Here is a 23,400-nt window from a genome sequence, read left to right on the forward strand (position 1 = left end):
TTGAACCTGCGACCTTTGGGTTATGAGCCCCAGCATTACTCCGTGGAAGATGCCCGATCCTGCTGCCTCTGCGGGGGCTTTACCCGTCGTTTCGTTTCCCTTTTGGGCACCCCCTTGCCGAGCCGCTGAAGGCGTTCAAGGACATCGACGGCGTCCTTGTGTTCTTCGGCACCCTCGACATAGCGCATGGTCGTTACGACGTGTTTGTGACCAGCCATCCGTTGGGCCTGGGGCAGGGGGATGTTGCCTTCCAATACGAGTGCCGAGACGAACGACGCCTTCATTCGGTGGGGCGTGAGGCCAGGAAGCCCTATCTCCTGCGCGATGCGCCGGACCAAGGGGGCCGTGTAGCCGGGGGAGTGCGGGTCCCGCTCCTTGGTATCAGGGTTTACAGGCCCGGGGAACACCAGACCCTTCTTCGGCTTCCCCGCAGCTTTCCAGTGGGCGAGAAGGCGCTCCAGGAGCCATCCGGGGATGGCTAGGTTCCGCGCTTCTCCTCCCTTCGTGTAGAACTCCCCATCTAGGATGCGGCCCACGAAGAGATTGCCTTGTCGAAGATCAAGCAGGTCCCACCGCATCCCGAGAGCCTCACTTTCACGGAGCCCGAGGCCCAGCATCATACAAATGGCCAGTTTCCGATCTACGGAGCGCCCGATTCGATCCAGGGCTTCGCGGAACGCCTTGGCCTGCCTTGTCCTAACCACGGGACGCGGCTTCTGCTGGACCTTGAACTTTTTCACCTGATAGGGCTTCTTGGTCAGGTAGCCGCACCGGATCGCATAGCCCATCAAGGTGTTGAGGCGGAGTCGTAGGGCATTGGCTCCGCCCCTGGTGTGCCCTTGACGACCAGGTCCACGCCCATTTGTGGCCACGTAGAGTTGTAACGTCGCCTGGACGCGCTCCGTGGTCAGTTGGTCGATGGGAAGGGGTAGAAGGTGTTTGCAGTGCCTTTGGAGGGCGGCTTTCATTGACGCGATCTGACCCGGCTGGTTGGTAGCGCTTGCGGTCTCCATCCACTCGATCAAGAGCTGCCCAAGGGAAGGCATATCCCGGATCCCGATGCCCTCAAAGGCCAACTTAGCTCGATACCTGTTCAGCCATCTTTGGGCGTCTGGGAGGGTCGAACACCCCGTGGACCCTCGCAGCAACTGACCGTTGTGCTTGAAGCGATAGTGGAACTTCCCACCGATCAGCTTCAGGCCCTTGGTGTAACCCATATGTTTGGCATCCAGGAAGGGTGGAGGGGTATGACTGTCGGGGGAAGCGGTCAAGTGGCCGGTGGGCTGATCCGCGTCCTGCCGTTCACCTACCGCTCTTAGTAGGGCGTCCCCGGCGCCTGGGCGTCTGTGTCCGCAGCGGTGCGGAGGCGAGTGGTAACCCGGCCCTGGCTTCAAGCCATGCCATGACGGCATCGGTCGAAACGAAGGGCGATCCCGCGATCAGCCCGACCGGCAGCCCCTGGTCCACCATGCCCCGCCAAGTCCTCCCTGATACCGGGCCGGAGCGATGAAGTAGCTCGCCAATCCAGGCTTGGGCTGCTTGAATGTTCAGGATGGCCACGTCGCACTCCCTTGATGCTTCAAAATACTACGAAATACATCCTAATTTGACAAGGGTATTTTTCGTGACCATTCTGATTGCGTCGTATTAGGGAGTATCTCGTGGGCTCCAAACGCAGTCCTTCCATCCAAGACCGCCTTCAAATCCTGGCGAACCAGGTAGGTGGGCCCTCGGCCCTTTCCGCCCTCCTCGGGATCCACCGTGGAACGCTGTATGACTACCTCGCAGGTGTGAGGGTGCCTCCCACCCCTAGGCTTGAGAAAATCGCAGCGATGTTCCCCTGTGACGCACGGTGGCTGCTGACTGGTGATGGAGAACCCCCTGTGCCGAGCGCTGCAAGAACCCACGAGGCCAAGGCAGCGGCGAAGGGTGTCAAGTCCGGGCTTGGGTTTGGGACCGCCACCGACCCTGGGATTTTTGGTTTGGGCACTCGGCCAGGGGCCGCCATGCCGCTTTCTATGCTTCGCCTTGGGCGTCAGGTGAAGTTGGAGTCCGCTCGTGAACGCGTGCTGGAACTCGTGAAGATGAAGGGGGAGGACCCAATCAAGCAGGTGCTTGGGTCGGTCCTCCTTGAAGAGGTTAGAGCAGGCCGGGCGTGCCCGTCGGCAGAGCTGTTATTCGCCTTGGCTGAGGCGCTCGATGTGAAAGCCAGATGGGTCCTCGGTTTGGAGGATTAGAACTTCAATTTTGCGAGGAATGGCATGGAGCAATCTTGGTTTGAATTTTCTGGAATCAAACAAATTACGTTTTCAAATTCGGTTTGGATTCCTCTGAGGTCTTCACAATACATTAGGGAAGTAGGCACCCAAGGGCGCCTAGGGAGAATCGAAGACTACCTCGGCATCCACACCCTTGCGATCCATGAACGCCAGAAAATCAGGGCCCAGGAGATGCAATGGGACTCATTTTGTGGCTCCAATTCGGGACCGATTGCTGAGAGGAATCGATATACCCCCACAGGCTTCCTCCGTTCATTCTATAGAAGGCCATGTGGCATTGAGTTGGTCCTAGAGCAGCGATTAGCAGGTGAAAAACACAATATTTGGCACCTAGACCAAGATCTTGTCTTTGCCCTTGGCCTTCTAAGGGAAGGTGATTCCTGGGTCAGGCCTGCCGAGGATTATAGAGAAGCCGTCCGATTGAAAACTGATACGACAGGGCGACCTACATTGATTGAGATCCGACAAGATCTGCTAAAGGATTACCTTTGCGCCAGGAAGCTGGGGCTCTGCGTGTTGAGTTATCAAGAACGTGTTGAAATTCGAAAAGAGGCCGATGGGATCACTTGGGAAGGCAATTCCGCAGAAGAAGCCTTCCCAGGCGGGCGATGGACCGGACATGTAACCGGAGTAGACGCACAAGGGATGCCGGTGGGTGACATTGCGATTCTCCACATCACCCGCCCAGACGTGAACCCCAATGAGGATGACCCAAGGGTAAGCCACTCCGACCCCATGGAGACAAGTAAGGAAACATTTCGAAGGAAAGCAGCCTGTCATAGGATTTGCGGCCAACTATGGAAAACCGAGTGGGTTGAACCAGGTGTCGTAAGCACGCGGGTGAGAGGGGACAAGGAGTCTCCAATTAACTTTGTAGTAGGGGCTAGCGGCGGAGAAGTCGCGAGTAGTGACCTTGAGGCCGGGGGGCGTTGGATCTGGTTCCGGCCAGGAGTAATCCCCGCGTTGTCGAATCGACGCGGTGGCTCATTGACCTGGAACACCAGGGAAACAGGCTCTGTAAGCTGCTCTCCGGATGGCGACGTTGTCTTTGGGCTTAATCGAACAGGATTGATAGCCGTTTACGCGAAAGACATTTCATACCTGCCAAATTGGCAACAGCGCATTTGGTCTGCATACAACGTAAGCCCAGAGGGAGGGTTGCCCTCTGAGTTGCACCGGATGCAGGTGGTCGGGCAATTTGTTGATTCACGGGCGCCAGAAACGCTTTTCTCGGAGGCGTTAACAGGGACCGAACAGGTCTTCCTGAAAAAAACGGGCCTTAAGCTCTTTGTGGATCACGATATTCAATCGGATCTTCTTTCCAGGTTAAGTCGTTTTGATGGCATGGATTGGCCTGGATTATTAGCCTTGGCGAAAGATATTGCCCGCCTTACCGCGGATAGCTTGAATAAAGATTCACTGAAGATGGTTGTAATGAATCCTGGAACATTTGGGTCTTTAAAACTTCTCGAAAAATTCTTGGTGACTATGGTTACCGAACCAGACGCAAGGCAGATCATGGCTCCATTATTCTGCATCTACGACCTGCGTTTAGGTGATGCCCATCTGCCTGCTACGAACCTTGAGCAACGGCTTGAAGACTTGGGCGTCAATCGACAGCAGCCGTATGTCTGGCAGAGTGCCCACATGCTCTTCCTTTGTGCTCAAGCCCTTGCCCGAATATCCAGGGTGATAGCAACACCTTGAATATGTGAATGGTGCCCCGATCATATGAGTTTGAGTAATACCCCACAAAACAGGGAAAAAACCCCGACTCCAAAGCACCATTTTCGCCAAGGTTTAACCATGGCCCCAAGGAATGCAAAAAGGATCATGAGTGAAATTGCAATTTGTATGGGAATACTATTATCATGATTAATTAACCAAATCCATGGCTGTAGATGGGTAAATGCCATAAACAGTATGACTCCCAATATTCCACTTGAAAATCCTGACAGGATACTCATTTTGAACGCATGTTGCTCAGCCGCCTGCTTTTCAAGTGCTTCTTTGGTCGCAGCATCTTGAGCTTCTTTGGTTGCCGCATCAGCTCTTTCGGCACGCTGGTTGGCTTCAGATGCCGCATTCCCATGCTCAACGAGGGTCCTCTTTGTTCTCTCCAACTCTTGTTCTACCGACCCAAGTTCTTTACTCATTTTTTTGTGCTTTTCAGCATGCATTGCATTCTCTTCAAAGCGCTTTTGTCTCTCTTCTTCAAGAAGGGCCCTTTGTGAAAGCATCTCCCTTTCTAGAGCAGCCTTCTCCTCCATGAGGTTTGAGTTTTCTTCCACAAAGGCAACTTCAACTTGCTCTGCAAATTGTGCATCATTTTTCGTTGTTTTTAACTGATCCAATAATAAGTCGTTGGCTAACATCTTCATTGCGGTTTCTTCATGCACATCTTTGTATGTAGCAAGAATTTGAAGCATTTTTGAGCAGGCCTTGCTTCCGCCGCTTCCAATTGCCCTGAACTGGGGTAATGCGAAGGTCTCAGCAAAGGCCTTATCAGAATCTTGGTCCGATGGAACAAAAGGACGAAGTATCTGCCACAAGATATTGGGAAGGAGAACGCAGGCCCTGTGTCCATTGCGTCGAGCTGATTCCCAATCAAAACGGTAAAGGAAATAATCGCAAGAAACTACCAACGCGCCAGCCTCCAAACTTGAAGGGGCAAGGGTCCGTAGATTCCGAGCTTCCTCTAAAAGCGTTGCATCATGCATGATGATTTCATATGGCTTCTCTGTTCGACCGTGGGCTCTCAGGAAATCTTGATAGTCATGAAACAGCGTGCTCCGAGCCTCCATCCGCTCCTCATGCGGCCGGAATGGTTTGATATTCATTTCTTGCAATAGGTGATCAAAATGTTCAAAATGTCTTAAAAATTCATCAACATCTATCGAATTTGTTGAATTTTCTTCATGAAATTTCTGTTCTATACCAGATAAATTTCGACTTACCGACGCTGCCCTACTCAGTGACCGTGTCCATGTGCGTGACCGCAATATCGCCCCGTAGTGGGCAATAGTGTTCGCCATCTCTTTGCCTGTATCAATATGAAAGCGAAGTTTGAAAGGCAAGTGGTGTTTCGAGATTGCATTTAATAAGTCGTGAGAAACTTGGACTTGTGTGTTGTAATGCAGATCCAGGATGCCAAAAAGGAAATTTGTATCAAGAAACAAAGTGAGGTCGTGCAACTGTTGCCGTAACTGTTGTGACAAATCATCTGGAACTTCTAACGTATAAAAATTAAATGCTCCATCTGCAATTTGTGCAATATATTTAGAACGATCAGCATCACTTCCTAATGACGCCATGAAATCACCAACCGCTCGAATCATATCCTTATGAAGGTGTTTAGGTAAATCTTTGTTATCCGCTACTACATCATGCAGAATTTTACTCAAACTTTCTTCATACTCCGAAGGAGAGTCTACTCCTGGATCAATTAATGCCGCAGTTTGTATGCCATGACGACGGAATGTAATGCATAAATAATTGTGAAGCACTTTAAGAGCATCTATCTCTGGAATATTCGGGTATGTTAACTTCAACTGCTCGACCCAACCGTCTTTTACTCTATTTTCTAATGCCTGAGCGTCATCAACCGCCTTTTTAATGCTTTCTAGTGCATTAGGAGATAGGCGATAATTGGTATTTCCAAGTCTTAATATAATTCTAGTTCTTTCAAGTTCTATAAGCGCAGATTCAATCTGATCTTTAGGGATAACAAGGCCGAATAAGGTCTCAATTGCTGAGAAAAAATCATCTTTGTCATTAAAAATGTCGTCTTTAAGCTCCAGAAGACAGAGAGTGATAAGTCCTCGAACCGTGGCCCTCGGGTCGCCCGTCTTAGAGACGGCGATGAAGTTACACATTTTCTCAAATGTGCGGCTGAATGACTGTGCGGAAATTTTATCTCGTCCTTCGGCATCCATTCAGCCATCTCCTTAACATCGTTCCTGTTTGAAGCCTCGTTCACTTGCAAACAGGATAGTGGGTCTTGTCAGCCTGTGGGACTTTCACGCCAAACATCAAACCCAAAAAAAGCGCCCGACTTGCATTGTCAGAGCCACCGGAGAATCACCACGCAATCCTGGAGATCCGCCACCCCCCGAGCTGGGACCACTTCCCCCACGGTGAACCCGTGGCCCCGGCGACGGAAGGCATCGGGGAAGACGACAGCCTCGACGAGACCGGTCTCGTCCTCCAAGGTCACGAACTGCATGGGGAGGTCGTCCTTGGTGAGCACGAGCTTCTCGGCCACGACGAGCGCCCAGAAGCGGCTCTCGTGGCCGATGCGGTGTGCCACCTGCCCGGCGCGGTGGGGGTAGTCCTCTCCTGAACGTTGCCCACGGGTGAGCGCCGCCGGGTGAAGCTCCAGGGTGATACCCAGCAGCTCCATCTCCTGGTTTGCCCTCTGCACGAGACCGGTGGGCCTCGGAGCCACGCCCTTCGGCAGGCCACCCACGCTGTCCCAGAGCAGCCGGGTCCGATCTCCGTCGGGCGCCCACCGGTCGAAGGCCCCGGCCCTGGCCAACAGCTCCATGGCCTTCGCAGAAGTCTTCGCCCGGGCCTGGAGGTCCTGGGGATCCTGGAAGGCGCCGCCTTCCTCGCGTGCGGCGAGCAGCTTCTCCAGGTCAGCCTTGGCAAGGCCCTTGATGAAGCTGAGCCCGACGCGGAGGACGTGGTCGCCATCGGGGGCATACCCGGCGTCACTCTCGTTCACGTCCGGGCCCAGGACCTTCACGCCGTGGCGCCGGGCGTCACCGAGATAGGCGATGGCCGGGTAGAAGCCGCCCTGGTTATTGATAACGGCGGCGTAGAAGGGGCCGGGGTGATGTGCCTTGATCCAGCCGCTCTCGTAGCTCACCCGGGCGTAGCTCGCGGAGTGCGGCTTGCAGAAGGAGTAGCCCGTGAAAGTCTCGATCATCGACCAGACCTCCTCGGCGCCCTTCTCGGGGATCCCGTTGGTCCGGCACCCGTCCATGAAGGCGGCCTTGTAGTCGGGGACTCGGGCGGCGTGGTCCTTCTTCCCGAGCGCCTTTCGCAACTTGTCGGCCTGCTTGTAGGTGAACCCGGCCATGCCCTGGGCCACCCGCATCACGTCCTCCTGGTAGACGAGGACGCCGTAGCTCTCGCTCAGGAGGTCATCCAGGGAGGCGTGGATGGGCTCGTAGGGCTCGCCCTTGGTCCGGGACACATAGGCGTCCACCCAGCGGTTCGCGGCGGGCCTGATCAGCGAGCTGTGGATGGTCAGATGCTCGTAGTCGCCTCTACCTACGCGCTGTTGGAGGATCCGGCTGGCCGGGCTCTCGACGTAGAAGACGCCGATGGTGTCACCACGGGCCATGAGGTCCTGGGTGGCTTCGTCCTGCTCAGGGAACCAGGTCTGGCGTTCTGGGGCCTCTCCTCGTGCCTCCAGGACGGTCAGGCCGTCACGGACGACCGCGAGTGACCGGTTGCCGAGCAGGTCGAGCTTCACGAGCCCGTAGGACTCCACACCGTCCTTCTCCCACTGGAGGATGGACACGCCATCCTTCGCCGGAGCGGGCTGGCTGGGCGCGTGCTCCCACAGGGGCCCAGGGGTGATGACCGTGCCGCCGGGGTGCACCGACAGCAGGTGAGGCTGGCCGACCAGCCGGGTGGCCATCTGGATGATGTCCGGCCAGGGTTCAGGCATCGGTGCATCGGTTCGGGTCGTCCGCCCGAGCTTCACGGACAGCCCGGCCTCGTCCTCCCAGCCCCAGGTCCGGAGGCGCTTGCTCATTCTGGAGATTTCACTCTCCGGGCGGCAGTGCAGCTTGGCCACGTCGCGGATGGCGGCCCGGGGCTGGAACATGTTGTGGTTCGCGACCATCGCGACATGGTCACGCCCAAACGTGTTGAACACCCACTGAAGAACGTCGTCCCTCTCGTCCCAGGCGAAGTCCACGTCGAGATCCGGCGGGTCCTCGCGGTCCTCATTGAGGAACCGCTCGAACATCAAGTTGGCGCCAACAGGGTCCACGTTCGTGATCCCCAGCAGGTAGCTGAGGAGGGACGCCGCGCCGCTCCCCCGCCCGCACGTCCGGGAGGCGTTCTGCGTGATGGCCTGCATGACTAGGAAGTAGCCGCCGTAGCCCTTCCGCAGGATCAGGTCCATTTCCTTCTCCAGGCGACGGTGGACCTTCGGATCGGACACGGCGCCGTAGCGCCGTCGGACCCCCGCGCGGGCTTCGGCCCACAACCGCTCGGCCAGGTCCTCACCGGGGCCGAGATGCGGAGGGTTCGGCAACACCCATCGCCCCCATGGCAACGTCCACCCGTCGAGCTGGGCTTCGAGACGCCGGGTGCCCTCGTTCACTTCTTCGGAGAGCCCCTGCTCCCAGACTGTGCAGGTCTTGGCCCCCAGGCGCGGCTCCCAGTAGTCCTTGGGCTTCAGGTCCTGGAGCATGGCGTTCATGGCGATAGCACGTTTCACCTTGTGAATGGCCAGCCCCTCCGACTTCAGGAACCGCAGCACTTGCGGGCCCGCCACCGCGATGCCTTCGGCGCGGGCCCTCTGGGCGACCTGCCACCCGCCGCCGCCGATGAGGATGGCCACCAGCTCGGCGTCCGGCGCCTCCTCCCGCAAATGCAAGGCCACGCCCCACCTGTCCGCCAGGAGCACGCAGCTTCCCGGCCACCCCCACGAACGACCGTGGGCCTTGTCGGTCAGAGCTTTGTTCATCGAGGTGTAGCCCTCGGTGTCCAGTGGGAGAACGTAGACTTCGCCGTCCCCGAGCGGCAGGCGGCAGCCGACGTGGAGGCGAAGGCCGAGCTTGTCGGCGGCCTCCCGCATCCTGGGAAGGCCGTGAAGTCCACGGTCCACCAAGGCGAGGTCCGTATAGCCGAGGCGGAGCGCCAGCTTCCCCAAGTCCTCGGGGAGGTAGACCCCCTCCATGAGGCTGTAGGCGGAGATGCCGAGAGCCAAGGCCATGGTCTACGCCCCTTGGCGGAGGGCCTGGTGGCCGAAGCGACGATGGAGTCGAAGGGCAGTTGCTTCTAGCGCAAGCCTCTTCTGGACGTGGTCCTCGGCGAGCAGCAGCGGGGTGCCGGGTGTGGGCCCCAACCACGCTTCCAGCTCCAGACGCTGGATGAGCACGCGCCGGGTGGCCTCGGCCATGAACTGGAGTTCGAGGTCACGGCAGCAAGCCCAGAGGTCCTCGCCACCGAGGGCGAATAGCAGCGCATGGGGGAGGTCATCGACATCCCACCAGGACAGGCGGAGGCGGTGAACGAAGCGGCCATCGAGGCGCCACGCCCACGCCGCCTCCCACACCCACGAGGCGAGCCCTAGGTCGTGCTTGTGCGCCGGGGGCATGATGATCTTTCGCAGGGTCTCCGAAGCCTGGACGACCTCCAGCGGCGGGAGCCGGTCCTGGTCTTCACCCCGTGCCTGCCGGAGCACCTGGAACGCCTCGGGTGCCGGGATGATCTGCCCGAGGGCGTGGACCTCCATGGGCTGAACCTGGGCGACCCGGTGCAGGCCAAAATGTTGGAGCCGATCCCGCGACCGAGCCTCCAGGGCCGACAGCGCCCCGAGTGCATACGGGGCCAGGAAGGGGGCCTCCTGGCCCGCCTCGATCATCCGCACCCGGTCCTCCGCCTTGGCCGCCAACCGGGAAGCGGAGAAGCTATGGCTGAGGCCGCCGTGGGCACTCCAGCCGTCTACCTTGAGGAGGTCCATGCGGAGGCGCTCGGCGGCGTCGAGCACGGGGCCGTGCAGACGCTCAGTTCCCCGGAGATCCACGAAGCCCTCACCGAAGCGCCCAAGGCGGCCCAGCGGGCTGTAGGCGAGCAGGTGACGGCCCAGGCAGGCGCGGGCATCCATCCAGGTCGAAGGCATGGGGTCGAGCACGACGAGCCCGGGATCCTGGTGGAGGGCGACATCTATGGGAACCCCGGCCTCTAGCCCGGCCTTGCGGGCGATGCGGTCCACCATCCAAAGTCTCGGGGCCCGGCCCTGCTCCGGGTTTCGGAACCCCAAGGGCCGTCCGATCAGCTCCGACTCGCGCTGACGCGCAAGCTGGAACGGCAACTCCGGGACCCACACAGCCAACATTGGACCAACCCCACCCACCCCATCGGCGGGGTCCCAGCATAGCGAAAATTAGGCGAAAATAATATGCTAGGTTCCTGATCTTGGACCGGCGTAGAGGCGGTGGGAGTGGGTGTGCTGTAACCCGGCTCTGCCCGGTGCACTCCCGCTGGCGCATCATGGTCGGCAGCTCAAGTCGGAGGACATGTGTGCGGTCGGGTTGGGGTGAAGAAAGGCATCGAGGGCTTGGTGCTTGAGCACCTCGGCGCCGCCGGTGCCATCGAGGACTGGGCTGTGCCAAACGCGAACGTCTCCCCTACCAACGCCATCCCCGGCGTCCGCCTTGTGGACGGCGCCCGCGTGGCGGGCAGCTATATGTGGGGGTTCATGCCGCCGAACGCTCCAAGCCGGGGCTTCATCTCCGAATACTTCACCTTCAATGCCCGCGCCGACAAGATCGCCACGGGTCGGCTTTACTCGAAACCCTTCAAAAGCCAGCGGTGCCTCATCGTCGTCAACGCCTGGTATGAGTGGCCGAAGGCTCCCGGCGCCAGGAAGGGCACGCCGAGGACAATCATCCCGGCCACGGGGGACTTGTTCGTCTTCGCTGGTCTCTGGGGGCCCTGGACGGATCCCGAGACGGGCGTCGGCCACGACACGGCGACCGTGATCACCACGGAGCCCAACGAACTGATCGCCGAGCTACCCCACCATCGGATGCCCGCGATCTTGGCACCGTCGGAGTGGGCCGCATGGCTTGACCCAGCGACGCCGGTGGAAGGGCTCCTGTCGATCCTCAGGCCATGCCCATCAGGGTGGTTGGAAGCTCGACAGGCAGGTCCCACGAACTTCTCCTTGGATTGATCAAAGAACACTCCTTGGACAGGTCCCCGAGGGACAACAGAACGCACTCAACAATGCGTTCGGCCGATCGACACCTGCCCCGGTTAAGATGCCAACATCCCCCGTGCCGCATGATCCCTGTTTCCAATATCAATCTTCAAATTTCGTCTTAGGCGGCGAACTGATGGTGGCGGTGTAAAATCATTAAGTGCAATGAACGCAGAGGCGAATTTTCAAAACTCACGGGAACCTGAGGCTTCGATGGAAAAAGAACATCAATTCGGGAGAGCAGAACTACTCGGATATTTGAAAAAATTCCCCAAAGCATTCAATGAATATCTTGAGATTCATCCTGAATACATCAATTATTTGGTTGGGACCAAGCTATCAACCGAATACGGAACAGGTGAAATAACCTCCGTATCATTACCGAAGTGTCGAATCAGATATGAAACCATTCCGAGTTGTCTGACCCATTTTGACGAAATTTTCAGTTATGAAAATATAAGATTCGACTTCCCGTCAGAGTTTTTAAAACACCCTGATGAATGGGAATCGATTTTTAAAGAATTGGAAATCAACTTTATTAAAACAGAAGAAACGTCGGCTTTAGAAAAAATCAAATTCGATGAGGAAAAAGAGAAAAATGAAAATAAGCTCAAACAGAAATTCAAAGAATATAAAGATCGATTCGTGGCAATAAATACTAGTAATCAATACTTAAAAATGATAGATTTACACTGGAATAAGCTAAAATGGCATGATCTACATAACAAATATACCGGAGTGAGGTTGCCTCCAAATCAACCCGATAGATCGACACACTGTCATCATTGTAAGAAAGATGATTTATCCTCAACCACCAACTTGAAATGTAAAACCTGTAACTGGCTTGTATGTGACGGGTGCGGATCCTGTGGCTGCATTCCTCGTTCCACTCCCAATCCTTAGGTTCCAAATCCTCGCATTCAGCTTGAACTAGTGGCTCGCCGTTCAACGCAACCTGACCCTCCGCTCAACCCGGACTCCGCCTGCATCGTTTTTCGCTTTCTCCCGTCTCATTGCTTCGTTGGTATGGTGGAGATCCCAGAGGCTGCCAGCGCTTCCGAATGTGAATGATTTTCTAGCTGGGGGGAGCGTCTTCGGTCCTGAGGGTCGGATTGCTCTGCTCGCCGCCAGCAGTGTGGTCAACCATTGGCCTGGGTCTGGCCGACGGCAGGGGGATCACCACTTCCTGGAAGGGGCTTGCCCGGATCATCCCCAGTGAAATACTTCGGGGCGATTTTCAGCATTCGATGGAGCTGTGCGGGGTTAAACGGTCGGCCTGTTCGAGAGTAGATGCCCTCTGCGGCTAACTCCGCAGCGATGGCTCGGAGCGACATACCTTCCAGCCGGGATCGATTGACCCAGGCGATAACAACCATTTCTGGTGCAAAAGGCCACACCCTATCTTCCTTCAACTGGAAGCCATATGGAACTCCACCCCCGATAAACCTTCTAAGGGATTGGAGGTGGTGCATAGCCAGTTTTGTCCGCTCTGAAATCACATCCCGCTCGAACTCGTGAATCCCACTCATCATGGTGAAGACCAGCTTTCCGGAGGGACTGGTCGTGTCTATTCGCTCCGTCAGACTCACCAAGTCTGCCCCACGCCGTTGCAGATCTTTCAGAATGGTTCCCGAGTCAGAGGCTGAGCGGGCAAGTCTGCTCAACGAGTAGACGACTAATGCGTCACCCTTCTTGATGGACTGCAAGGCGGCCTGGAGTGCTGGGCGATTGTCCGCTCGACCGCCACTCAGGCCTCGATCGACATGAATATCAGCAAGCTCATAGTCCGAGAGCGCACACCATGCCCTAATTTTCTCAGCTTGGGCCTCTAAGCTCACACCATGGTTTGCCTGGTCAATCGTAGAGACCCGAGTATATCCAACCGCCTTCGACGACTGCTTCGGTCTCGATTCGACCATTTTCACCCCCTCATTCGTTACGGCGGGACCCCGCTGTAACACTCAGTAGGTAGTTCTCTGGGCCGGAGCGCACTCCAAACCATCGCGTGGGGTGGAAGATGGGGCACCCGGCACCGGAGGATTCACCTCCTGGTCCAGATGCCCCAACCGGCATTCACCCCGGGCCCCTTCCTCAAAGTCCCCGGAGGCACCGTTGCCACACGGTGGGTGCCGACCCATCTAGTTGTTGAAGATCCTCGCTTCGATGACGGTGGGATCGCCGAGGATGGCTGCGATGTGAAGGAGGATGAATGCAGCCGAGCCGGAACTCAAAACCGGGTCCTCAGGTATCCGAAAGAAGTAGCTCCCACAGGGGGCGTGGTAGTCGGCGAGCTGGAGGTGAAATGTCTCACCGTGATGATTCAGGTCGAGCTGGAACGTCATGCTGTGGTTGATTACTTCTAGGAGGACACCATCCTTGGCAAGGGCCTCCGGGTGGAGAAGGAGGTCCGCTGCTTGTCGGAAGGCATCTGTGTGAGCGAGGCATCCCTTGGTTCCCCGGTCGCAAACGGTTTGGAGGAGTCGTCCCAGTGCTATGTAGAAGCTTGCCGGGAGATCCTGGACATCAAGCTGGCTGAACTTTGGTTCGGTGGTCGGCCTCCCGTTGGGGTTGTGGGGTTGAGCCGTGGTCTTGGTGATCGGCTGCTGGTTCTTGCTGGGCTTCATGGAAGCTCCTGTGTTGGATGGGGCATACGGGGACTACCTGACTCGGAGTCGGATAGTCAGGTGCTGGGGGAGGTGGTATCGAGGGCTGCTTGACGCCGCGATACCGGGAGTTGGGGTGAAGTTCAGCGGCCGATATAGGTCGGATGGGCCGTCTTCAGGCGGAGGATATCCAGCACAGAGAGATCGCCAGGAATGGGGCCAACCCTAGGGCTGCTTCCCCTGGTTATTCACCTCTTCCGGATGGAGTTTGAAGGCGTGCGCACGTGCGCTATATAGGTGCGTCGCGCACCGACGCGACGCACTCCATAGAGAGAAGAAGAGAATCACAGAAGCAGACCCTCAGGGTATTGACCCCTTATTCCTGAGATGACGGACTGCTGAACGGAGACTCGTCTCGGGATTCTTGGTCTCCCGGAAGAGCTTGAGGGATCGTTCCCGTGATTCCTCCTCGGACAACGTCGGGTCTTGAAGGATCTGAAGTAGACGGCCCGCCTTGGTGTTGTCAGAGGGCTTTTCCCCGTTATGACCAGGGACCTCCATGTCGTCCTTCTTGAGGCACCCCGTATCGGGATCTCGACGAAACTGCACGGTGAAATCTTCAGGCCCGTCGTTCCACTTGAGGACCTTGAGTTCCATGGCCACCCCGGGGTCAGCCTGACCCGTGTAGGCTGACCTGGACCGCCTCTTCAAGCTGAGCCCGAGAACGAACCTGGCAGATGCGGTGTGAGCTGAGGAGCCACGAACATCGGCCACACCCCGACCCCGAAAGGGAGCCCCGGTTCCTTGGATGACCTTCCGGAGGTGGTGAATCATGATCACTGTCCAGCCATAGCCGTTGGAGATCGCCTGGGCCATCTCCCAAGGCTCCCGTGCGGAATCGGCGTGGTTCTCATCGCCGACGATGAGGTGGGACAGAGTGTCGATGACGACCAAGCCAGGCTGACGAACTTTCTCAGAGAGCCTGGCGATGTTGTTGACGATGTTCTCCAAGCGCTCCGCCTTGGGGATTGGGCTGAAGGGAGATGGAGTCAGGAGGTGAAGATTGGCGTCCAGGAGGGCAGCATCGTCCTCGTCAAACTCGGGTGCGACCTCCCGGGAGATCCGATGGATACGGGCCATGAGGCTTGGTTTGGAACCTTCGAGGGCCAGGTAGACCACCGGAACCGGATCAGGTATGTGGAGCCCAAGAACTGGAAGGCCGAGAGACAAACCGACAGAGATCGTCTGAGCGAACTCAGACTTTCCGCACGAGGGATCGCCAACTAAAAGGCCGGGTTCACCCAAAGGGAGAACATCAGGAATCAGCATCGGCGGAAGACTGTTGGAGGCAACAGCGGTGTAGCGCAGGTCCAGGTTATCGAACCCGTCGAAGAAGAAGGAGCCCATCTTAGTCCTCCTCGGTTTCATCGACATCCAGTCCCGTGAGGTAAGGCGCACCGTTACCCTTGGCCGCCACGGTGATCTTGAAGGTGATCCCTTTCAGTCCACTGAGAACATCCGCCCAGTTCGGTTCGACACCGCGAGGTGTCTCCTGTTGAGCGGCGAAGAGAAGGAAGTCCACGAACTTCTCGTTGCGCCCGTTGATCCAGCTCCGTTGCTCGTCGTCGGCGAAGAAGCGGATGCTGATGGGGCCGGACTCGCCCGTTGAGCACTTCAGGAAGATGCGGATGAAGTAGTCGCCGGACTTCTTGCTCTTGAATCCAGAGATGTCGAGGATCTCGGCGAGATGCTCGCCAGAAGGGATATAACCAGGATCTTTGATGCCGGGAGGAAGCCAGGTCATGGGATGCCTCGTGCAGGTAGGGGCTAGGCCACCCCGTCGAATCGGAGGTGGGTAAACCACAGTTTTTAGATCAGAGGTGCCAAGGGATATTGCCGGTCCAGGTCACTGGGGCGGTGGCTCGGCTTCCAGGCAGGGCTTCGCCCATTGGCTGCTACGGGGAGGATTCAGTTACATGTAATCCCCTGGGCGCGGGCCTCGACGACAGGGGGAGCGTGACGTTTGTTCTGGTCTTACCTGGCGGGCATCTCCGCCGCCATTCCAACGAGTATGCCGAGTTGATGCCCTCGGTTATTTTATGAAATGGTTGATTTTGTTGCCGATTAGGCCAGGGGTTTTGAGGCCCTTCAGCTTCTTCACCAGGATGATACCCGGCAGGAGGTGAACACAAATGTGGGTGAATTGCCTACATCTGAATCAGGCCCTGTAACGGAATCGAAGATCGTGGAATCCACCTCAATGGCTTCCTAGGGGGATGATACCGAGAAGGTGGGAAACGCTTGGACCCCGCATCGCGCCGGACTCCCAGCTGTCAGAAGGCTCACGGCCACGATTCCGGTCGCGGAGAGGGGATGCCCTCCCCACGACCGACCTCCTACTCGACTTCACGGATCGAGGGGCCACCGCAGTGGGTCCCTCATTTGGGTGTTACCCAGTGACCCAGTAACCTCTGGGGGAGGCGAGGGACGTATTCAGCGAACGCTTCCCCGAAGTTGCAGGTCCGGAGCCTGAAGGATGTCCCTCAGAAGGTCCAGGGCCAGCTTCGAGTCGTTCTCGGCCCAGAACACGCGCTCATAGTTGTCCACCATGAAGACAGTCCCTTCATGGCCGATCCGACCGGTGCCTTCGCCTTGTGCTTGGGCACGCACCCAAACCCGCAAGTGGCACAGGACACCGCGTTCGATGGTGAAACAGCCACGGGAGAAGCTGTCTCCCTTCAGGGAAGCCATGGCCGGTTGGCAGATCCTGGCGTCGCTGAGGGCCCAGCGGAGGTCATCGATGGCCCGTTGGACCGCATCGCCCGGGGGGCCGTCCGGTATTGCGTGGGAGAGGTCGAGGTTCAGGAGACCTCCCAGACCGAGTAGCCACTTGAAGGGGCCCGGGGGGATCTGGAGCTGGGTGGTCTGGTCAATCATCGCCGCCCTCCTCTCCGCGGGCAGGGGCCGGGCTCGGGGTGTGGGTGCAGGCCGCCACCCAGGCGTCGAGGGCCTCTGGGCGATAGAAGACCTTGCCGCCGAGCTTGACCCATTCGGGTCCGGTGCCCCGGGAGCGCATCCCGGCCATGGTTGTGCGGGCGAGACGAAGCCTGTTTGCAGCTTCGAGTTCTAGAAGTAGATTCACTGTCCCTCCTCTGGGATTGAGGAGCCGTCCATCGGCTCCTTCTACTTCTCAAAATCGAAGTTTTTTCTTGCCTCCCAACAATGAGAGCCAGCGGCGATGACATTGCGCAGAATCATCGACTTGCAGCTAAATACAAGTGATCTCGACTGTTTAGGGCGGTGATTTCGCTGTGTCACATGCCGTTTCGCCCGTGAAATCGAACCTGACCCCTGCCGTTACCGCATGAGTCACTGGGCAAATAAAACTGAGACGGCGCTCACGGCGGGCGGGTGGTTGGCGGTCAACGTTTTGATCCCACTCATCCCTCCATCTCCTGGGGCCGGTGCCAGCGGGTGCCGTAAGAAGTGTCCACGCGCTGACCAAACAGAGTTCTTCGCCTACAAGTCCCCACCAAGCTCGGCCAGCCGGTCCCGCCGCTGGACGTAGTCCGGCATCACCCGCCCCAGCAGGCGCCAGAACTTCGGGGTGTGATGGGGCTCGCGGAGGTGCACCAGCTCGTGGGCGACGACGTATTCGACGAGGGCCGGGGGGAGGGCCATGACCTGCCAGTTCAGGTAAAGCCTGCCGTTCCTCCCGCAGCTCCCCCACCGGTAGCCCAGCTCCTGAACTTGGACGGGAGGTGCATCTACACCAACCTGTCCCGCAAGGCGATGGACTCGTGCACGTAGCCAGACCTGCCCGAGACGCACATACCAGCGCCGCAGAAGGGCCGCGCCTTCCCGGGCCCGTCCACGGTGTAGCTCCAGGCGGCCACCGCGAAGACGTAGAGGCTCGCCCTCGTCGTGGTCCACCAGGAGGAGACGGTAGGTGCGGCCCAGGTAGCTGAAGCCCGCGCCCGTGACGTAGCTCTTCTCGTCATGGGGACGGCGGAGGAGGTCGCGCTTGGCGATTTGGGTGTAGACCCAGAACGTCTTCGACTTCGCGAATTTGATGAGGCGCTCCGTGGGGCAGTGCGGCGGCGCCGCCAGGGTGAGCGTGCCATCCCTCTCGACGGTCAGGCCCAGGGTCCTCCGCCGTGTGCTCCAACGGACCTGGAAACGGAGGTCGCCGAGGACGAGCTGGTCCATCAGTCCACCAACCGGTCATGGAGGGCCTTGGCCAGATCAACCAGCCGGTCAGCGACGGCCCGGGCCTTCCTGAAGTCGATGAGGTCCCGGTGGTCGAGCAGCTCGAACACCCAGCCCTTCAACACCTGCTGGGCCTGGGCGTTGCGCCAGAAGTCAACGAGGCGAATCTCCTGGCGGAAGTGTTCTACCAGCTCCAGGGTAACTTCGGAGGCCCGCTTGATCTGTGCCCCGGTGGGGGTGTCCCCGGCACCCATTTCCTCCAGCAGCACGCGGGCGAACGGAGCCTGGGTCCGGGGGTCGAGGCCGAAGGAGGACTCGTTCCCGTCGTGCCGGACTTCCTCCATAATTGCCCGCCATGCCTTCAGGATCTCGGCCCAGTTGCCCTCCAGGGTGGTGAGCACCTGCTCCAGCCGCTCGGAGAGCTTCTGGTAGCGAACAGGATCCTCCTGGAAGTGCTGGCGGATGTGGGCGCGGAGGGCGTGCTCCATCTCGCTGGCCTTGGCCCGGTCCGACACGTGGCGGTTTACGGCCTCGTCGAACTTCACGTCCAGGATGCTGATGGGCTCGACCTTCAGCTCCACGCCCTGGGCCTGGATGTGGTCGTCGATGAGCTTCCGGACCTTCTCGCCGACACCGCGCAGGTCGATCTGGGAGTCCCGGTAGTGGGCGGCGGCGGCGCGGGCGATGAAGCCCAGGAGCTTGGCGTCCCTGACGAAGGGGAGGCCCGCCGGGTCAGGCATGACAGTGTCCAACGTCTCCAGGAACCCTTTGAGCTTGACCATGAACTCGGCGCGGACCCTCTCGTCGCGGAGGGCGAGGACGGAGTCCTCCAGCTTGGTCAGGTCGGTGACCCCCTGGCCGGTGAGCACGTCCTTCACCCGCTGGTGCCGGTCCCGGAGAAGGGGGATCTGGTCCTCCACCCCTTCGAGGGCGCCTTCGATGTCGGCGGCATCGTAGACCTCCAGTGCCTTCTGGATGATCTTTCCGCCCCGCCCGATGTAGTCCACCACGCGGCCCGCCTTCTTATTCCCATAGGTGCGGTTCACCCGGGCGATGGCTTGGAGGATCTCGTGGGGCTGGTTGATGATCCGGTCCAGGTAGAGGGCCTGCTCCACTGGGGCGTCGAAGCCGGTGAGCAACATGCTCTTCACGATCAGAAAGGACAGGCCGTCGGCCTTCTGCGGGTCCTTGTGCCTGAGGGGCTTCTTGAAGCGGGCGATCAGGGCGTCCTGCTTGGTCTTGTCCGTCCAGGGTGCGTAGGTCGGGGGGTCGTTGTGGTCCCCGCTGATGACAACCCCGAAGTCGAGCCGCTTCACATCCGCGAGGTAGGGTTGGATCCGCAAGAGGACCTGGGTTTCCTCTGGGAGCGACAAGCGGGCGGTGTCATCCAGGGCGAGGTCGCCCGAGGCAAGAGCCTCCACGGCGTCCACCAGCTCCTTCTGGGCCGCCACGAACGCGGTGTGGTAGCGCATGGCCGCCAGGCGGCTCGTGGCCACCACCTGGGCCTTGAACCCGTTGGGAAGGATGACCTGGGCGTAGTGGCGGAGCATGTCCCTGGCCTTGGCCTGGATCAGCTCCTCGGCCTCCAGCACCTTGGCCGCGTTGGCGTATTTCGCCTTGATGGCCTCCTGGGTGTCGGCATCCCGGTCGTCGAAGAGCTTGCGGAAGAGGTCATCCAGGTCCTGGCCATCCTTGACCGCGCCCTTCACCTCCCGGCCTTCGTAGAAGATGGGCACGGTGGCCTTGTCCTCCTCGCTCTGGCGGATGGAGTAGGTGTCGATGAAGGAGCCGAAGATGTCCAGGGAGTTCTTCTTGTCCTTGGCCAGGATGGGGGTGCCGGTGAAGCCGATCCGGGCGGCGTTGGGCAGGGCCCGAAGCAGGTTGGCGTGCAGGGCGCTGGCCTGGGAGCGGTGGGCCTCGTCGATCATCACGAGGATGTCAGGCGAGGGGTTCAGCTCCGGGAACAGGTCCTCGGTGGGCAGGGTGAGCTTTTTGGTCGTGGTCTCGGCGGCCTTGGCCTCGGGCTCGGCCTCGCCGGTGCCCGTCTCCTCAGAGGCCGTGGGGAACGGGAGGTCCAAGGTCAGCTCCTCGGTGTCCCGGGTCTGATACTTCTGGATCATCGCGAAGATCAGCCCGGGGCCGTCCTCCCTCAAAAGCTGCTGGAGCCTCTGGGTGGTCGGCGCGACCTTCACCTGGTCACCGATGAGGCCCGCATCCCCCTCGGCGAATTGCTTCTCCAAGTCCGTCCGGTCCGTCACGATGACGACCTTGAAGCGGGTCAGCAGGTTCAGAGTCCGGAGCTTCCGCACCAGGAAGACCATGGTCAGGCTCTTGCCCGAGCCCTGGGTATGCCAGATGATGCCGCCCCGGCGATCCACGATGCCCCGGCCCCGCTCGCCCACCTGGCCGGTGAGCAGGCGACGGACGGCCTCTTGCACAGCCCGGAACTGCTGGTAGCGGGCCACGATCTTGAAGGTGCGGCCCTCGCTGGTCTTGAAGGCGATGAAGTGGCGGACGAGGTCCAACAGGTGCTGGGGTCGGAGCATCCCGGCCACCAGTGTCTCCTGGGCGTTCAGCCGGGCCTTCCCCAGGGCCTTAGCGACTTCGGCCATGGGCACGGGGCTGGTGTCCTTCCAGGCCAGGAAGTGCTCTTCGGCAGCGCCGATGCAGGCGGCCCGGGCTCCGTTTATCCCGGCGGCGGCCACCATGAACTGGTTTGCCCAGAACAGCTTCTCTACCCCCTCCTCGATCTCGTAGCCCCGGGTGTTGCTGTAGCGCCGGAGCTGGTCGATGGCCGCCTCCACGGGCCCCGTGATCGCCGGGCTCTTGCACTCGATGACCACCAGGGGGATTCCATTAACGAACAACGCGATGTCGGGGATGATGGCCTTCCGCTCCCCCGGGGGTCGGACCTTGAACTGATTGACGGCCAGGAACTCGTTGCGGTCCCAGTGGTCGAAGTCGAGGAGGCGAACGGCCTGTTCACGGCCCCCATCCCAGTCCGGCATACCCTCGACGGTCGTCCCCATGAGCAGGAGGTCCGTCAGCTCCGCGTTGGCCTCCATGAGCTTTAGGCCCTGGGGACGGTCCAGGTGGGCGATGACCTCGTTGATCCGCGCTTCGTCCAGCCAGGGCTGTCCGTCAGGACCCCGGTTGATCTCCCGGAGCTTGGCCCGCAGGTGGTCCCGGAGCAGGACCTCCCGGAACGTCTCGCGGCCATGAAGGTCGTTGGGCTCCCCGGGGGAGGTCAAGCGAATGGTCCAGCCCATGCCCTGGAGCTGCTCCATCAGGGGCTTCTCGGACTCGGTCCACTCGCTGGGGAGCGGCGGCGTCATCTCGCCACCTCGGACAATACCTCACGGGCCACGTAGTGCTTGAATGGGTCGAGCTGGGTGAACACCCTGTAGCCCCTGGAGGAGGCCATGGCGACCAAGTCGTGGCTCTCGTCCAAAAGGACCGCCACGGGCTCGCTCAGTCCCTCCTGGAGACCGTCCGGCCACACGAGGTCGAGCACGGCCATCGCCTCGCCGGTCTCGGGGTCGGCCAGCTCGTAGAGCAGGTGTCCCTCGGGCAGCCCCTGTTCGACCACCCAGGCATTGAGGGTCTCAAGAGCCTCTTCCTCAGCCTCGCTGTCGATGCCGCCGGGGATGGCCGCGACCCGCATGTCTTCCGCAGTCCGTTCACGCCGGATTTCGGCGCCGTCCAGGGGCTCACCGTGCAGCAGGTCCTGGAGGAAGCCGTTGATGGTGTCGGCCAGGAGCTGGCGCCGGGCCTCCAGGAAGTCGGGGTAGTTCTCCATCTTCCAGAGCTGGGGGTCCATGGGGATCCACTGGGAGGCAAGGCCCCCGGGGTGCCGGGACTCGAACTCCGGGAAGTATTCCTCCGGCAGCCGGTCGCTGATCTCCAGGTTGGTTTCCTTCGACTGGAAGCAGAAGTTGGCCACGGCGTTGACCTGGGGGCGTCCATACTTCCGCTTGTAGAGCTGGGCCTTGGGGAAGATGTGGTGCACCTCCAGGTGGCTGTGCTGGCCCAGCATGTTCGCCTTCAGGGGAAGGCCAAGGCCCCAGTCCCGGGCCTCACCGATGCGGGTCAGCAGGTAGAGCACCGGGTAGAAGCGGGCGCCCAGGCTCCAGCCCCCGAAGTGGTCAGGCTGGACCTTCAGGCTGCCCCGCCACAGGCGCAGCTCGCGGATCAGCTCGTCGAGGCCGCCCCGTTCCAGGGCCTCCATGTCCTTGTCCAGCAGGGACTCCACCGACCCGCTGAATCGGCCCCACATGGCGCTCTGGAGATACCAGAACAACATCCGGTCCTGCTCGGCGGCGCCACCGTCGAACTTGCCGCCCTTCTTGTCCAGGTAGCGGCTCATCACAGGGAAGGCGTAGCGGCCCGCCAGCACCCGGTCGTGGTCCAGGCCCAGGCGGCCCGCCACCATGTTCAGCAGGGTGTCGATCCGGCGCTCCGCCCGTTTCAAGCCGTCGGCGAAGGTGGGGGCGTCCACGGTGTGCAGGAAACTGAACTTGGCCTCGCCGGTGACGATGGTGTTCACGTTGCGGAGCAGCCAGTCCAAGTCGAAATGGAAGTCCTTCTCTCGCCACTTCTTCAGGCTCGACTTCATGGTCACTCGGGCCTCGGGGGCCTCCGCGCAAATCTTGGCCAGGGCCAGGTCACCCTTGGACAGCTTGGTGCCGCCGCTGTTCACGCGGTTGAAGATGTCCACCACCACGTCGATGGTCTTGTCGGCCCCGGTGACCTCTTCCACGTGAAGCTCACGGTCCTTGACCGTCTGGATCTGGTTCAGCCGGTTCAGGTGGTCCACCAGCTTGGGGGCATGGTCGGGGCTCCCGGTGATGGCCTCCATGGCTGGGCCGATGCCCTCCTTCATGAGCTGGGTCACGTCCACCCACAGGGGATCACCCTGCATCTTGGTGGGCATGAAGAAGCTGAACTCCTCGGTCTCTAAATGGAAGTAGAGCCCCGTGAAGGTGTTCGCGTTGCCGTCGAAGAACTTGGGGGCGTGGCCCCGGATGATGCCGTAGAGACTGGTGATGCGCTGCTGGCCATCCAGCAGGAGCTTGACCACGCCCGGCGCCAGGGGCCCGTCTCCCCGTGTCGGGGCGCCCAGGGACTCGGTGGCCCACACCAGCAGGCCGCCCACGGGGTGACATCTGTAGAGCGAGAGCATGAGCCCCCGCACCTGATCGCGGTTCCACACGTAGCCGCGCTGGAACTCGGGCAGGGCCATATGACCGCTATCGATGTGGTCAAGAATTGTGGAGAGTTTCATTGATTCTCCAATGTTTTGCTATATCTCTACTTATCTTCCCATCCTCGACGACCAGGGTTCCACTTAACATTTGGC

Annotated in this window: 17 protein-coding genes and 1 pseudogene; 5 read left to right on the plus strand and 13 right to left on the minus strand. The window is 59.6% G+C overall.

Annotated elements, in window-relative coordinates; translation table 11 throughout:
• Positions 1-35 precede the first annotated feature (35 nt).
• On the minus strand, positions 36-1,217 hold the full coding sequence (locus NOV65_RS11025; protein ID WP_257306510.1) for a tyrosine-type recombinase/integrase: 1,182 nt from the start codon (positions 1,215-1,217) through the stop codon (positions 36-38).
• A 444-nt stretch (positions 1,218-1,661) separates the two neighbouring features.
• Between NOV65_RS11025 and NOV65_RS15625 the strand changes: the two are divergent.
• From NOV65_RS15625 to NOV65_RS11035, 3 genes and pseudogenes are all read left to right on the plus strand, one after another.
• Positions 1,662-1,847, plus strand: a pseudogene (locus NOV65_RS15625) (helix-turn-helix domain-containing protein); the annotation flags it as partial.
• Positions 1,848-2,066: 219 nt separating this feature from the next.
• Positions 2,067-2,237 (plus strand): hypothetical protein, encoded by a 171-nt coding sequence (locus NOV65_RS11030; protein ID WP_257306511.1) that lies wholly within the window; start codon positions 2,067-2,069, stop codon positions 2,235-2,237.
• A gap of 24 nt (positions 2,238-2,261) precedes the next feature.
• Positions 2,262-3,986: a hypothetical protein gene (locus NOV65_RS11035; protein WP_257306512.1), complete on the plus strand. Its 1,725-nt coding sequence runs from the start codon at positions 2,262-2,264 to the stop codon at positions 3,984-3,986.
• Between the two features lie 20 nt (positions 3,987-4,006).
• On the opposite strand, the gene NOV65_RS11040 is transcribed toward NOV65_RS11035, so the two are convergent.
• From NOV65_RS11040 to NOV65_RS11050, 3 genes are all read right to left on the minus strand, one after another.
• Positions 4,007-6,214, minus strand: a complete 2,208-nt coding sequence (locus NOV65_RS11040) for a cell envelope integrity TolA family protein (protein WP_257306513.1) — start codon at positions 6,212-6,214, stop codon at positions 4,007-4,009.
• 128 nt (positions 6,215-6,342) lie between these two features.
• The gene (locus NOV65_RS11045; protein WP_257306514.1) at positions 6,343-9,237 is read right to left on the minus strand and encodes a helix-hairpin-helix domain-containing protein; all 2,895 of its coding nucleotides are present in this window, start codon (positions 9,235-9,237) and stop codon (positions 6,343-6,345) included.
• Between the two features lie 3 nt (positions 9,238-9,240).
• Positions 9,241-10,362: a Y-family DNA polymerase gene (locus tag NOV65_RS11050; protein ID WP_257306515.1), complete on the minus strand. Its 1,122-nt coding sequence runs from the start codon at positions 10,360-10,362 to the stop codon at positions 9,241-9,243.
• Between the two features lie 183 nt (positions 10,363-10,545).
• Between NOV65_RS11050 and NOV65_RS11055 the strand changes: the two genes are divergently transcribed.
• On the plus strand, positions 10,546-11,202 hold the full coding sequence (locus NOV65_RS11055) for an SOS response-associated peptidase (protein WP_257306516.1): 657 nt from the start codon (positions 10,546-10,548) through the stop codon (positions 11,200-11,202).
• 240 nt (positions 11,203-11,442) lie between these two features.
• Positions 11,443-12,132, plus strand: a complete 690-nt coding sequence (locus NOV65_RS11060; RefSeq protein ID WP_257306517.1) for a hypothetical protein — start codon at positions 11,443-11,445, stop codon at positions 12,130-12,132.
• Between the two features lie 236 nt (positions 12,133-12,368).
• On the opposite strand, the gene NOV65_RS11065 is transcribed toward NOV65_RS11060, so the two are convergent.
• From NOV65_RS11065 to NOV65_RS11105, 9 genes are all read right to left on the minus strand, one after another.
• A complete protein-coding gene (locus NOV65_RS11065; RefSeq protein WP_257306667.1) occupies positions 12,369-13,148 on the minus strand; it encodes a recombinase family protein in 780 nt (259 codons plus the stop codon).
• Between the two features lie 219 nt (positions 13,149-13,367).
• Positions 13,368-13,853 (minus strand): hypothetical protein, encoded by a 486-nt coding sequence (locus tag NOV65_RS11070; protein ID WP_257306518.1) that lies wholly within the window; start codon positions 13,851-13,853, stop codon positions 13,368-13,370.
• Positions 13,854-14,192: 339 nt separating this feature from the next.
• On the minus strand, positions 14,193-15,239 hold the full coding sequence (locus NOV65_RS11075) for an AAA family ATPase (protein ID WP_257306519.1): 1,047 nt from the start codon (positions 15,237-15,239) through the stop codon (positions 14,193-14,195).
• 1 nt (position 15,240) lies between these two features.
• Positions 15,241-15,636: a hypothetical protein gene (locus NOV65_RS11080; protein WP_257306520.1), complete on the minus strand. Its 396-nt coding sequence runs from the start codon at positions 15,634-15,636 to the stop codon at positions 15,241-15,243.
• Positions 15,637-16,325: 689 nt separating this feature from the next.
• Positions 16,326-16,769, minus strand: coding sequence for a hypothetical protein (locus NOV65_RS11085; protein ID WP_257306521.1), 444 nt, complete (start codon positions 16,767-16,769; stop codon positions 16,326-16,328).
• The gene (locus NOV65_RS11090; RefSeq protein WP_257306522.1) at positions 16,762-16,974 is read right to left on the minus strand and encodes a helix-turn-helix transcriptional regulator; all 213 of its coding nucleotides are present in this window, start codon (positions 16,972-16,974) and stop codon (positions 16,762-16,764) included. The genes NOV65_RS11085 and NOV65_RS11090 overlap by 8 nt, the downstream gene beginning before the upstream one ends.
• 377 nt (positions 16,975-17,351) lie before the next feature.
• Positions 17,352-18,041, minus strand: coding sequence for a M48 family metallopeptidase (locus tag NOV65_RS11095; protein ID WP_257306523.1), 690 nt, complete (start codon positions 18,039-18,041; stop codon positions 17,352-17,354).
• A complete protein-coding gene (locus NOV65_RS11100; protein ID WP_257306524.1) occupies positions 18,041-21,376 on the minus strand; it encodes a type I restriction endonuclease subunit R in 3,336 nt (1,111 codons plus the stop codon). The genes NOV65_RS11095 and NOV65_RS11100 overlap by 1 nt, the downstream gene beginning before the upstream one ends.
• Complete coding sequence (locus NOV65_RS11105; protein ID WP_257306525.1) at positions 21,373-23,325, minus strand: GmrSD restriction endonuclease domain-containing protein; 1,953 nt, start codon at positions 23,323-23,325, stop codon at positions 21,373-21,375. The genes NOV65_RS11100 and NOV65_RS11105 overlap by 4 nt, the downstream gene beginning before the upstream one ends.
• Positions 23,326-23,400 lie beyond the last annotated feature (75 nt).

The organism is Geothrix campi (assembly GCF_024609265.1).
GTDB classification, from domain to species: Bacteria; Acidobacteriota; Holophagae; order Holophagales; family Holophagaceae; genus Geothrix; species Geothrix campi.